At 42.2% G+C, this 12664-nt stretch carries 11 protein-coding genes; 5 read left to right on the top strand and 6 right to left on the bottom strand.

What is annotated here, in order from left to right:
- Positions 1–140 precede the first annotated feature (140 nt).
- Both FTV03_RS00555 and FTV03_RS00550 read left to right on the top strand, forming a co-directional pair.
- On the top strand, positions 141–1085 hold the full coding sequence (locus FTV03_RS00555; protein WP_180021608.1) for a metal-dependent hydrolase: 945 nt from the start codon (positions 141–143) through the stop codon (positions 1083–1085).
- A gap of 221 nt (positions 1086–1306) precedes the next feature.
- Positions 1307–1732, top strand: coding sequence for a VOC family protein (locus FTV03_RS00550; protein ID WP_180039472.1), 426 nt, complete (start codon positions 1307–1309; stop codon positions 1730–1732).
- Here FTV03_RS00550 and FTV03_RS00545 read toward each other — a convergent pair.
- Positions 1729–2988: a dicarboxylate/amino acid:cation symporter gene (locus FTV03_RS00545; protein ID WP_171525930.1), complete on the bottom strand. Its 1260-nt coding sequence runs from the start codon at positions 2986–2988 to the stop codon at positions 1729–1731. The two genes, FTV03_RS00550 and FTV03_RS00545, sit on opposite strands and share 4 nt — an antisense overlap.
- Before the next feature lie 250 nt (positions 2989–3238).
- The gene (locus FTV03_RS00540; protein WP_111885408.1) at positions 3239–4111 is read right to left on the bottom strand and encodes an acyl-CoA thioesterase II; all 873 of its coding nucleotides are present in this window, start codon (positions 4109–4111) and stop codon (positions 3239–3241) included.
- 287 nt (positions 4112–4398) lie between these two features.
- Between FTV03_RS00540 and plsB the strand changes: the two genes are divergently transcribed.
- A complete protein-coding gene (gene plsB / locus FTV03_RS00535) occupies positions 4399–6972 on the top strand; it encodes a glycerol-3-phosphate 1-O-acyltransferase PlsB (protein WP_180039470.1) in 2574 nt (857 codons plus the stop codon).
- Positions 6973–7416: 444 nt separating this feature from the next.
- On the opposite strand, the gene FTV03_RS17845 is transcribed toward plsB, so the two are convergent.
- Together FTV03_RS17845 and FTV03_RS00525 are read right to left on the bottom strand one after the other, a co-directional pair.
- Positions 7417–7656, bottom strand: coding sequence for a class I SAM-dependent methyltransferase (locus FTV03_RS17845; protein ID WP_257220642.1), 240 nt, complete (start codon positions 7654–7656; stop codon positions 7417–7419).
- 151 nt (positions 7657–7807) lie between these two features.
- A complete protein-coding gene (locus FTV03_RS00525; protein WP_180039468.1) occupies positions 7808–8587 on the bottom strand; it encodes an NAD-dependent epimerase/dehydratase family protein in 780 nt (259 codons plus the stop codon).
- A 59-nt stretch (positions 8588–8646) separates the two neighbouring features.
- Between FTV03_RS00525 and recG the strand changes: the two genes are divergently transcribed.
- Complete coding sequence (recG, locus tag FTV03_RS00520) at positions 8647–10692, top strand: ATP-dependent DNA helicase RecG (protein WP_180039466.1); 2046 nt, start codon at positions 8647–8649, stop codon at positions 10690–10692.
- A 140-nt stretch (positions 10693–10832) separates the two neighbouring features.
- Complete coding sequence (locus FTV03_RS00515) at positions 10833–11465, top strand: ComF family protein (RefSeq protein ID WP_180039464.1); 633 nt, start codon at positions 10833–10835, stop codon at positions 11463–11465.
- Positions 11466–11511: 46 nt separating this feature from the next.
- Here FTV03_RS00515 and FTV03_RS00510 read toward each other — a convergent pair whose 3' ends face one another.
- Positions 11512–11919, bottom strand: coding sequence for an NUDIX domain-containing protein (locus FTV03_RS00510; RefSeq protein WP_180021593.1), 408 nt, complete (start codon positions 11917–11919; stop codon positions 11512–11514).
- Complete coding sequence (locus tag FTV03_RS00505) at positions 11919–12524, bottom strand: TIGR00730 family Rossman fold protein (RefSeq protein WP_180039462.1); 606 nt, start codon at positions 12522–12524, stop codon at positions 11919–11921. The genes FTV03_RS00510 and FTV03_RS00505 overlap by 1 nt, the downstream gene beginning before the upstream one ends.
- Positions 12525–12664: the final 140 nt, after the last annotated feature.

The following is a 12664-nucleotide window of genomic DNA, read 5'->3' as shown; positions in this document are numbered from 1 at the left end:
CAGCACAAGAATGATTGTCTGACAAAAAGTATCTTCTGAAGATAATGAAATGTCCTGTATTGCTAATCACAATGCAGGATTTTTTTTGGATACTGAATACATCAGATGTGCACTCGATCACATAAAAACAAGGATAGGTCATGAAATTACTCTCCCGCTTGAAAAACACAAAACTTGGATCATCAATCGAATATAAAATTAAACCACGTAAAGTGAAATTTGAGTGGCAAGATACCCAAGTTGACTGGGTGCCCAATCAACCTTTTGTCAGCTATTTTATTAATGAAATTAATATGATCTTACCGGCTGGTGAGTTTTGGTTTTGCCGTCTGTATAACAAAGTATTGCCACAAATTAGAGATGAAAAACTAGCCGAGGACGTTAAAGCATTTATCCGCCAAGAAGCTATGCATGCTCAGGCGCATAACTCTGCCAATAAAGAATATCTGTCTCAGCGCAATATCAGTATTCAACGCAACCTTGAAATCATGGATTTTCTCTTTGGCAAACTGCTTGCAGACCAACCTTTAGGGCTCAACGTACCCAAAGCTTTAGATCATCAGTGGGATCTCTTTCGTTTAGGGGTGATTGCAACGGTTGAACACATGACCTGTGTACTAGGCAAATATGCTTTATATAATAAAGAGTGGGAACGCCTCGGTGCCGATCCGAATATGCTCGATCTAGTAAAATGGCATGGCGCAGAAGAAATAGAACATCGTACCGTGGCTTTTGATTTGTATCGTCATCTCGGTGGGGGCTATATTTCTCGCTATTATCAAAGTGTGATCGTGATTGCTGCCGTACTTGGTCTATGGGTCGATGGTGCAGCACATATCATGCAGCAAGACTCGCGCTATGCATCGATTAAACCTGCCGTATATAAACCGTGGATTTGGCGTGAATGGGCGCGTATCGCGCAAAAAGACAATCGCTTATTGCCACATCCACTTTGGTTAGTGTCGCAGCAATTGGGGTATTTAATGCCTTGGTACGATCCTGTACATGAAGCAAAAACTGAAGATGCGATTGCCTATCTCGACAACTCTCCTGCTGCAAAACGCGCCGCACTGAAAGTTGCTTAAACACTACTTTAAAATCTGTATTAAGCAGGGTTCGCCCTGCTTTTTTTGTGCTCACATCCATTACGCTCCATTTTTTTACTGAGCAATCAACACACTCAAGATGGATAGGCTCATAAGTTCGATGTTTAAAGTACAGTTATTCCAAGTTCCCTATTCTCTTTAAAATGTATTTATACTCAGCCTTATCCTAAAATAAAAATACACCGTTCAGGAGCATCTCCATGCACGCTCACATCTCCGTTATTACACTGGCTGTGAAAGATTTACACGCTGCATTCGCGTTTTATCAGGAGGGTTTAGGTCTAAATAGCGCAGGGATTATTGGGACTGAGTTTGAACATGGCGCTGTGGCATTTTTTGATTTACAACACGGTTTAAAGCTCGTACTCTGGCCACAAGATAGCCTGAGTCATGACACCGGAATCAGTACATCAGCGTTTTGTCCAACGCAAATGTCTCTCGGACATAACGTCAACAGTCCTGCAGCCGTCGATCAAATCATGAAACAAGCCCAACGCGCAGGTGCAAAAACAATTAAACCCGCACTGCCCACGTTTTACGGTGGTTATGCAGGCTATTTTCAAGACTTAGATGGGCATCTGTGGGAGATCGTCTACAACCCACATTTTAGTGCTTTATCTATTTAATTCGACAACGCTGGTTCATCTACATCTCGCGTATGACGATCAACCACCACACTAATCATCATATCGCCCTGTACGTTCACCACAGTCCGTACCGTATCCAATAGACGATCGATCGGCAGCAATATCGCAATGGCTTCTGCAGGAAGCCCAACCGATTGTAAAACCATAATCATCGTCACCATTCCAGCACTTGGAATGCCCGGTGCGCCGAGTGACGCAATCATGGCGGTTGCACAGACAATTAACTGCTGACCCAAGGTTAAATCTAAGCCCATCAAGTTAGCAATAAATAATGCCGCAGCAGCTTCATACAGCGCCGTACCATCCATATTCAATTGCGTACCCAATGGAATCACAAAACCTGCTGTTTGAGGACGTACGCCTAAATTTTCCTGCGCACATTTCATCGAGAGTGGCATCGTTGCTGAACTTGAACTGGTTGCAAAAGCAGTGATTAAGGCAGCTCGTGTTCCTCTAAAAAATGTCAGTGGGCTCATTTTCCCAAAAATCCATAGCAGCAGAGGTAACACCACTGCCCCATGGAAAATCGTCGTCCCTGTGACTACGGCAGCAAACTCCGCGAGGCGACTCAACACCGAAATATCTTCTGTAGCAATCAATTTAGCCAATAATGCAAAAATGCCAATCGGTGCAAGCTTCATCACCCAGCCGATGATCATCATCATGATGTCAAAAAATTGCTGACTGAGCTTTCTCACACTTCGAAATTTTTCACCGCCTTTGACCAAGGCCACACCGAGAAATAGTGAAAACACCACAACTGCGAGTACGTTGCCATCACTAAAGGCTTTAAACGGATTGATCAGTGTATTTTGAATAAAATTGGTAAAGAATGAACCTGCTGTGAGGGTGTCAGGGCTCTGATGCTGTTGCATTGCATCTTGGAACATGACGATGTCCACGCCCTGCCCGACTTTAAAAATATGCGCGCATGCTAGACCCAAGATCAGTGCCAAAGTTGTGGTGGTGACGCAGCACGCTAAGGTAATTTTCCACGTTCGACTCAGCTGACCACCCGCTTGTAAATTCGATACCCCCACCACAATCGAACTAAAGATCAACGGAACCAAGATCATTTTCAGCAAACCAATAAAAATACTACTGGCAATCCCCAAGCCATACAGGCTGGCGGATAAAAACTGCGTCTCTGGAAACTGAATTAATAAAAAGCCAAATGCCACACCCAATATTGCGGCAATTAAAATCTGCGTATTTAAGCTCATTGTGCCTTGCATTTATCATCCTTTATTCAGGCACTATGCCATGCGCCCCACTGGGAATCGAGGAATTTTTTGTCACATGTACTGCTGCATTTCTGCAAAGCCCGAATTCAGCTTAATTTAACCTATGCCAAAAGACACTAATGAGATAGATCAAATCTACGAGTAGGCTCATACAGATAAATAAAGGTAATAAAAAACCGAATCTTCTGATTCGGTTTTTTCAGTATTCAGCTTTTACGACTTAACACATCTTGTTCAAAACTTATTGGGTTTCAATTTCGCGTAAACGGATCAAGCCTTCTTGTGTCGTACTACAGACCAGCTCACCGTTTTGCCACATGCGACCAAAATTTAGACCACGTGAACTAGCGCTGACTGTGGCATCCATGTCATAAAGCATCCATTCATCTACACGGAATGGCTTATGGAAATACATGGCATGGTCAATACTGGCACACTGCAAACTTGGTGATAAATAACTTAAACCATGTGGACGTAGTGCAGTCGTCATCAGCGTAAAGTCTGAATAGAATGCTGCAATGGCCTGATGTAAAGAGATGTCATCAACATCGGCAGCAATCGTGTCATGGGTACGAATATAGTGTGCATACGATGGCGCAGCAGGCTGCGGTTGGTACGGGTTTTGTGGATCAATCGGGCGAATTTCTACATGACGGTCGCGCATAAAAGACGTACGGACGTTTTCAGGGACAAACTCTACCATCATCCGTTTTAGCTCAGCTTCAGATTTTAAATCCTCTACAGCTGGATATTCTGGCTCTGCAACTTGGTAGTTCAACCCTTCTTCTTGCTCTGCAAATGACACCATACACATAAAAATAGTTTTACCATGTTGAATCGCACGAACCTGACGACTCACAAAACTGCGTCCATCGCGAATACGATCCACTTCATAAATGATTGGTGCACTGATATCACCGCCAAATAAGAAATAGGCATGTAAAGAATGAGCAGGTCGATCTGTCGTATAAGATGCCGCACGTAGCGCCTGACCTAAAACCTGTCCGCCAAAGACACGTTTCCCGACCAAATTTCGGCTTTGCCCACGAAAAATATTTTCTTCTAATTTTTCAAGGCTGAGTAAATCAACCAACTCTTGTGTTAAGGCATTCATAACAAACCTATCTATCATTCGGGATTAAGCTAACGCAGGCAACATCAACAGATGTTTAAATATGTTTTCCATTTTGCCATAAATCCAGACTAAAACCCTAAAGATTCGCTGACTGATCTGTCACCTTGCTGATGCAATATAACTGCTAAAAATACGTTTTTTAACGATAAAATCTTACAATATCTATGCAATTTGTCAGAAAATGACATACAGTTTTTAAGTACAATTACGCAGAATAGATTCCCCTCAGAATTTCTGTGGTTTGGTCATGAAAAGTAGGAGTTTGTATGTCCAAGAGCGGCTTTGGTCAGATGTATCGAAAGCTTTCGAGTAAACTGCTTGACCTTGTGGTAACACCGCATGTTTTAGGTGAAGTCCCTGTAGAACCTGTAGTGACTGAAACCGATACAGATACCGGCGTAAAGACAACGAAAATTACCTGCTACGTTCTGCAAAATCATTCACGAAGTAATGCTTTAATTGTCGATGGTGAAACCCGTCGTTTAAAGCTACACCCTGCACTCGACCCAATGACTGTGGGTACGCAAACAGAAAAAGCATCTGTGGTGTTTTTACAACATCATGATGAAGACAACTTACTCAATCCACCGCCACATGCCTTTCCACCTCGTTTATTGCGTTTAATTGAGGTTTTGGAAAAAAATCCTGATGCGGATGTTGAGCTCGTTCCTGTAACCGTGCTGTGGGGCCGTGAACCCGACAAAGAAGATTCTTGGTTTAAATTATTATTTACCGATACATGGTCTACACCAAGCAAAGTGAAGCAGTTGGTGAATATTGGTTTGCACGGTCGTCAATCGTACCTCGAATTCCATGAGCCACAGTCTTTGCGTCGTTTGGTTGAATATGCCAAAACTACACATCCAAACTTGTCACCTGCGACTTATATTGTTAGCACACTGAATGATTATTTAGATGCGCAGCGTGAAGTAGTTTTGGGTCCGGATTTATCCGACCGTCGTAATGTAATGCATGGCCTGATCAAATCTACGGATGTGCAAGATGCGATTCGTCGTGAAAGCATTCGCAGTAAAATCAGCATGGTTGAAGCTGAACGTCGTGCGATTGGTTATTTAAATGAAATCGTTTCTGACTATTCTGCATCAACAGTACGTTTTGCTGACTTAGCACTGACTCGCCTATGGACACAGCTTTATGATGGCGTAGAAGTACATAACTTCAGTACCGTTCGTGAACTGGCCAAAGACTACGAGATCATTTACACCCCATGTCATCGTAGCCATATCGACTATTTATTATTGTCATATGTGATCTATAAGCGTGGCTTGATGGTGCCGTACATTGCTGCGGGCGATAACTTGAACATGCCATTTGTAGGACAAATTTTACGTGGTGGCGGTGCGTTCTTTATTCGTCGCTCATTCCGTGGCAATGGTCTCTACACCACTGTATTTAAAGAATACCTCTACAGTATTTTGGCGCGTAATACACCACTTGAATACTTCATCGAAGGGGGTCGTTCACGTACTGGTCGCTTATTACCACCGAAGACTGGCATGCTCGCGATGACTGTCCATGGTCATTTACGTAATCCAGCCAAACCGATCGTGTTCTTACCGACCTATATTGGCTATGAGCGTTTAATGGAAGGTGCGACCTACGTTGGTGAAATGAATGGTAAGCCAAAAGAAGGCGAATCAATCATCGGGATTATGAAAACTCTGCGTAAGATCGAACGTATTTTCGGTAAAGTTCATTTGAACTTTGGTGAGCCAGTTTTCCTTGATGATATGTTGAAACAGCACAATGCAAGCAACATCAAAATCGAGAAAAATGACGATCCAATTCCGCCAGAAGTTTCGGATGCCATTAACAGCTCTGCACACGTGATTTTAGAAAATATTAACCGTGCAGCAGTGGTGAACCCGGTTTCATTGCTTTCACTGATTTTATTGGCGACATCTAAACATACTTTAGATGAAGAGATTTGCATTAAGCAGTTAGATACCTATCGCAATCTTTTAAATGCCTTACCTTACGATGAACGCATGCAAGTGACACCGCTATCGGGTAAAGAAATCATTGCTTATGGCTTGAAACTCAAGCTGATTAAACGTGTTAATCATGTCCTTGGCGATATTATTGCCATTGCTGATAATCAAGCGGTGCTGTTAACCTACTTCCGTAACAACATCCTGCACGCATTTATTTTGCCATCACTCATTGCCGCTTTAGTTGAACATAATGGTTCTATTCGCCGTGGTGATTTGATTAATGTCATTCGTACACTGTATCCGTTCTTAAAAGCTGAGTTATTCCTCAAATGGAATGATGAAGAGCTTAAAGATCAGATCTGTGCGTATGCTGAAGTGCTGATCAAAGCCAAGCTAATTTCTGAAGATGCTGAAGGCAACCTGATCTCCCCTGCGCCTAACTCAGAGCAGCACAATCAGTTAGTGGTCTTGGCTGCACCCGTGATGCAAAGTCTAGAGCGTTACTACATGACTTTGGCTTTAATCACACAACGTGGTTCGGGTAATATCTCGACGCGTCAGGTTGAAGAACTCAGCCACTTGGTTGGTCAACGTCTGTCTGTGTTGTATGAATTTAACTCGCCTGAATTCTTTGATAAAGCCTTATTCCAAAGCTTTATTAAAGTCTTAACACAACAAGGTTATATCAGCACCAATGAAAACAACGCCATTGTGTTTGATGAAAATTTCCAAAATGTTGCGCAATATGCCAACCTCGTTTTGGATGATGTGACACTGCAAATGTTGCAGCACATTACGACCTTTAGTGATGAAGAGTTAAAAGAAGCACTTGATAAAGTTGCTGCGGAACAAGCCAAAAAACGCTTGAAACGTAAGAAGAAATAAACCGTTCTGATTTTTTCGTCATAAAAGCGGAAGAAGATGAGCAAAATCAGGGACAAGTTGTAAAAAACTTGTCTCTTTTTTTTTGGACTATACAAAAGTATTTAATATTTTCTTTTTTTAAATTAAGGTATATACATTCCAAAATTTTGGAGTTCCATTGGCTAGCGGTTTATTGCCTTTAAATTCATCGATATAAATAATATCAAAGTCCGCATCAAACAATTGTTTAAGCTCTTCCTGTTCAAAACCTATAAATTTTTCAGAAAAATTATTTACCCAATCATCATCTTTCCCTAACAGTTGTATGAGTAAGATGCCTTACTCACTTAAGGATTCCTGCATTTTCTTTAAAACACTTCCAAGCGAATCCGTTGAACAAAAAATAAACTGAGTAAAGCAATAATTAAACTAGCTTCAGGAAAGCTATAGTCTTCAAAGGCCTGATTAGAAAATAAAAAAATTCTTATTGTCTTTAAATTTACTTAGACAGATATTTTTAGCGTCAACAGATGGATCAAATGTATATACTTTAAAATGATGTCGGAGTAGAAATGATGATTCATTTCCTGCACCACAACCACAATCCATCGCGATCTTTGGTAAATTCTCAAAATAACTCAAAGCTTTTTCCAGAATCGGTCTATGGGGTAAATTCTGAGTAAGTTCTGCAAATGATTTTGTCATTATTTAATTTTTATCCTTTGAGATCCATCCGAAAATTTGAACAATACATGTTGTAAAAGACCTATCTTATTCATTTATAGAATTTCTTTTAATACTCACCAAGCTGCACTAAATTTTATACGTCACGCCAATTTTACACTGCACATCACAATCAATCGTATACCAACTTAAAATTGCTCTCCATCATTCGCGTTGCATAAATCTTTTTCCCTGTTTCTGCGTCGCTCTCTAAAACCAATTCGGGTAAATGCATAGCTCTTTGCAATTCCAAGATTCGCTCATGCAAAGGTTGAGGTTGGTTATTAGTACAAATATATGATTTTTCAGGATGTTCCACGTGAAGTAGGTGACACAGAAATTTTGCCAAATCATCGATATGTATTCGATTTGACCAATGGATATTGGGATAGCGATGAGTCGTTTCTGCCAGTTTCTGCATTCGTGTTGTCGATGTGCCATAAATCCCAGATGGACGTACAATCACGCATTCGGTAGGAAATGCTTGTGAGTAGCGATGCTCCATTTCGCGTAACAACATCCCCTGCTCATCGATCGGTTGTGGCACAGTGTCATCATCAATGCGCTCCCCCGCATGCTCACCATAGACACGAGTGGACGACACCACGATTAAACATTGTATTGGATGATGTGCTAATGCTTGAACAATTGGCTGTACAGAATCGACATAAGTATGTCGGTAAGCATCCACAGCATTGAATTGAGCATGACGTGCAGGAGCCAAAAGAACATAGACAGCATCAATCGGTTGAACCTGCGATAAATCCAGTTGGTGAATATCTTGGATTAAATGTTCTGCAAAATCATCCTCTTTCGCACTACGACTCACTGTGGTAATTTGGTGACCTTGCTGAAATAATTGTTTAGCAACACGTTGCGATGTTTTACCATAACCGATAAATAGAATATGCATCAAACGACCTATTCTCAGAACTGATCCATTTAGATCATAGAAACCGAAGTTGAGGGGACATGGCTGCCGTCCATCAATTGCAAGGGGTTGGCAATGCCGCCGCTGCTTTACTTGAAAAACTAAATATTTTCACAACAGATGATCTTTTGTTTCATCTGCCACGCGACTATGAAGATCGTAGCACGATCATCCCCATGAACCAATTGACCGTGGGTCGCAGTTATTTACTAGAAGGCACGGTCAAAAGTATCGACTTTCCTCCCGGTAAGCGCAAATCGATGGCCGCCCTACTGGATGACGATTGTGGCAAAGTTACTTTACGTTTTTACCATATTTACAAAGGCATTACTGATCGGGTGAAACCAGGGAATCGTTTACGGATTTTTGGTGAAGTCCGTGTTGGTGCTCGTGGCTTAGAAATGTATCATCCTGAACTACAGGTGATTACTGAACACACACCTTTACCACAAACCCAACTCACTGCGATTTACCCTGCAACCGAAGGCTTAACACAGCCCAAACTGCGTGAATATGTCAAACAAGCACTACAGTTATATAGTGATGACTTACCTGAATTATTGCCGGAAAAATTCACCAATGGCTATGCCCTAAAACAAGCGCTGGACTATATTCATCACCCCCCTGTCGATGCCAATATGTTGCAACTGAGCCACGGTTCTCATCCTGCACAGCAACGTTTAATTTTCGAAGAATTGGTTGCCCATCAGGTCAGTTTGCTCAGCCGCCGTGCTTATATTCAACAAATCGAAGCACCGTCATTCTCTACAAGTAAGAACTTCACCAAACAACTTTTAAGTACACTACCGTTTGAAATGACCGGCGCACAAAAACGCGTGTCCAAAGAAATTGCGGTCGATCTGAAAAAGAACAAACCTATGCTACGACTCGTACAAGGTGATGTAGGTGCAGGTAAAACCCTAGTCGCAGGCGTTGCAGCCTGTCATGCGCTCGAGGAAGGTTGGCAAGTGGCCATGATGGCGCCGACAGAAATTTTGGCCGAACAACATTATCTAAATTTCAAAAAATGGTTTGAGCCTATGGGTCTAACTGTGTCTTGGCTTTCCGGCAAACAAAAAGGGAAAGCTCGAGCTGCTGCAGAACAAAGTATTCAAGATGGTTCAGCCAATTTAGTGGTCGGCACACATGCTTTATTTCAAGACAATGTACAATTTGCCAAATTGGGTTTAGTGATTATTGATGAACAACACCGTTTTGGTGTCGATCAGCGTTTGGCACTTCGGAACAAAGGTCTCAATGGCATGACACCGCATCAACTTGTGATGACGGCAACCCCTATTCCTCGTACCTTGGCCATGTCGGCTTATGGCGATTTAGACACCTCCGTCATTGATGAACTGCCACCCGGTCGTACACCGATTCAAACAGTCACTATTCCACTTGACCGTCGTGAAGAAGTACTACAGCGGATTGCCAGCAATTGTGCTGAAGGTAAACAAGCCTATTGGGTCTGTACCTTAGTGGAACAATCCGAAACCTTAGATGCTCAGGCCGCTGAAGCGACTTTTAATGAAATTAAAGAACGCTTTCCAGACCTCAATATTGGCCTTGTTCACGGCAAAATGAAGGCCGATGAAAAGCAAGCAGTGATGCAGCAATTTAAAAATAATGAATTGCAATTACTGATTGCAACCACCGTCATTGAAGTCGGTGTTGACGTCCCGAACGCCTCAATCATGGTGATTGAAAATGCAGAGCGTTTAGGGCTTTCACAATTGCATCAGCTACGTGGTCGTGTAGGACGTGGTGCCAAAGCCAGTTTCTGTGCCTTGCTGTATAAAAATCCCTTATCGCAAAATGGGCAAGAGCGTTTACGCATCATGCGCGAGACCAATGATGGCTTTATCATTGCTGAAAAAGATTTGGAAATTCGTGGTCCCGGCGAGCTCCTCGGCACTAAACAAACAGGCGATATGGGCTTTCGTGTAGCCAAATTGGAGCGAGATGATCATTTACTCAATCAGGCACACTATGTGGCTCAACAAGTCCTAAATGATTATCCTGCACAGGCTCAAGCGCTTTTAAAACGATGGCTGCCTGAAGCACCCCGTTATGCCTATGTATAATTAGGATGATGGTTCGATCATCCTAATTATACAGATTGGCTTTAACGAATAAGCTTGTCGAACAGGTTTCTGTGGTGTCGTGATTGCACTTCACCACAAACTGTGCAAAATACACAAAAAAGAATGATTAGAATAAAAACATGCTCCAATCTATCCAACACTACATCCAAAAAGGGATGCAGAGCGTTTCCCCTTGCTTGCTCTGTGGTATCGATCGACAACAACATCATTCGCTTTGTACCGATTGTTGGGAACAATTGCCTTGGTTTAAACAAGTAGTTGATCGCCATGAACACAGCATCTCTTGTGCCTTTCACTATGATTTCCCAATAGATCGCATCATCCAAAGCTATAAGTATGAACAACAATTGCACTATCAAAATTTACTGGCACAGAGCCTTTTAAGCATGCGCTTAGCTCGAGTTCAGGCCATTGTTCCCATGCCTATTTCAGTTGAACGCCTCAAGGACCGTGGATACAACCAAATGCTGCTCGTTGCACACATGATGGCAAAGCAATTGCGCATCCCTGTTTGGCAACCAGTGATTCGTCAAGCACAGCACGCTCAAAAAGGTTTAAGTCGGCTAGAACGCCTAGAAAATATCGAACAGCAATTTATTATCGACCCAACTGAAAAACGCCGTTTCCGTAAAGTCCTCATCATTGATGATGTGGTGACCACGGGAAGTTCAATCCATGCATTAAGCAAACTGTTACATCAGCTACATTGCACGCAGGTATATGCCGCATGCATTGCTGCGGCACAGCCTTAGTTTCTAACATCAACCACTAATAAAGAAACTGAGCAAGCTAAGCGGTTTAGCTTTCAGCAAGAGATCGCGCCTGCTGCTTCACCCAAGGAATCACCACCTCACGTGTTAAAGGTGCGAGTTTTGTTTGTGTATCATCTAAGCTGACCCATTGCATCGCTGCAATTTCCGCATCAATTTTCGGTTCACCTTGCAACTGAACTAAATAGACATAACTCACCAGTAGATGATCGGCTTCGTTGGCAGCTGCCGTTTCAAAACGACCAATGAATTGCTCAATCTGCGCAGCGCAGCCTATTTCTTCCTGAATTTCACGCAGCATGGTAATTTCAGGGGCTTCATTGGGTTCTAATTTACCACCCACTTGCATAAAGAATGCCGTGTGCTTTTTACGAACCACTAAGAGTTCATGCTGTTCATTTAAAATAATGGCTGCGGCAACGGTTATGGTTTTCATCAATCTTGTTCCAAATCCGCAATAAAAGCTGTACGTTCAACCATGCCCCATTTCGGCTCTGGCGCAGTGAAATGTTGAAATTTCTCAACAATCGTTTCAATATTATCTTCTGCAATTAAGCCTTCGATAAAACGCGGATGGGTAAAGCCTTTTTCTGCAGTTGTTTTTAGAAAATTCAATAAATCGTCATAAAAACCATCTACATTGAGAAAGGCACATGGCTTTAAATGAATGCCCAATTGAGCCCACGTCCACTGCTCAAAAATTTCCTCTAAAGTCCCTGCTCCACCTGGAATCGCCACAAAACCATCCGAGAGTTCAGACATTTTGGTTTTCCGTTGTTGCATATTTTCTACCACATGCAATTCGGTTAAATCTGGATGTGCCAATTCTTTATCGACCAAGACTTTTGGAATCACCCCAATGACTTGCCCACCTGCACGCAAAGCACTATCTGCCACAACCCCCATCAAACCTGAACGGCCACCACCATAGACTAATGTAATACCTTGGGCCGCTAAATGACGACCGACTTTTTCAGCAACCTGTAAATAGATAGGATTGTTACCAAGGGCGGAACTACAGAAAATTGCGATAGATTTCATTTATAATCACCATCAGATCAGGAGTACTATGCTGGAAAAATCAACTTTAAACAGATTTTTTCATAAATTAAGCATTAGAACAGTGTTTTTCAGCAAATCCTTGTCTAAAATACACCCATTCATTTTTAACTTACTGCGTA

Source organism: Acinetobacter sp. YH12218 (assembly GCF_013417925.1).
GTDB lineage: Bacteria > Pseudomonadota > Gammaproteobacteria > Pseudomonadales > Moraxellaceae > Acinetobacter > Acinetobacter amyesii.
This window is presented reverse-complemented; position numbering and strand designations above follow the sequence as displayed.

Coding starts and splice junctions, on each gene's coding strand:
- FTV03_RS00555 (WP_180021608.1), top strand. CDS start 141: ATGAAATTACTCTCCCGCTTGAAAAACACAAAACTTGGATCATCAATC.
- FTV03_RS00505 (WP_180039462.1), bottom strand. CDS start 12,524: ATGAAATCTATCGCAATTTTCTGTAGTTCCGCCCTTGGTAACAATCCT.
- FTV03_RS00515 (WP_180039464.1), top strand. CDS start 10,833: ATGCTCCAATCTATCCAACACTACATCCAAAAAGGGATGCAGAGCGTT.
- FTV03_RS00510 (WP_180021593.1), bottom strand. CDS start 11,919: ATGAAAACCATAACCGTTGCCGCAGCCATTATTTTAAATGAACAGCAT.
- FTV03_RS00540 (WP_111885408.1), bottom strand. CDS start 4,111: ATGAATGCCTTAACACAAGAGTTGGTTGATTTACTCAGCCTTGAAAAA.
- recG (WP_180039466.1), top strand. CDS start 8,647: ATGGCTGCCGTCCATCAATTGCAAGGGGTTGGCAATGCCGCCGCTGCT.
- plsB (WP_180039470.1), top strand. CDS start 4,399: ATGTCCAAGAGCGGCTTTGGTCAGATGTATCGAAAGCTTTCGAGTAAA.
- FTV03_RS17845 (WP_257220642.1), bottom strand. CDS start 7,656: ATGACAAAATCATTTGCAGAACTTACTCAGAATTTACCCCATAGACCG.
- FTV03_RS00525 (WP_180039468.1), bottom strand. CDS start 8,587: ATGCATATTCTATTTATCGGTTATGGTAAAACATCGCAACGTGTTGCT.
- FTV03_RS00550 (WP_180039472.1), top strand. CDS start 1,307: ATGCACGCTCACATCTCCGTTATTACACTGGCTGTGAAAGATTTACAC.
- FTV03_RS00545 (WP_171525930.1), bottom strand. CDS start 2,988: ATGCAAGGCACAATGAGCTTAAATACGCAGATTTTAATTGCCGCAATA.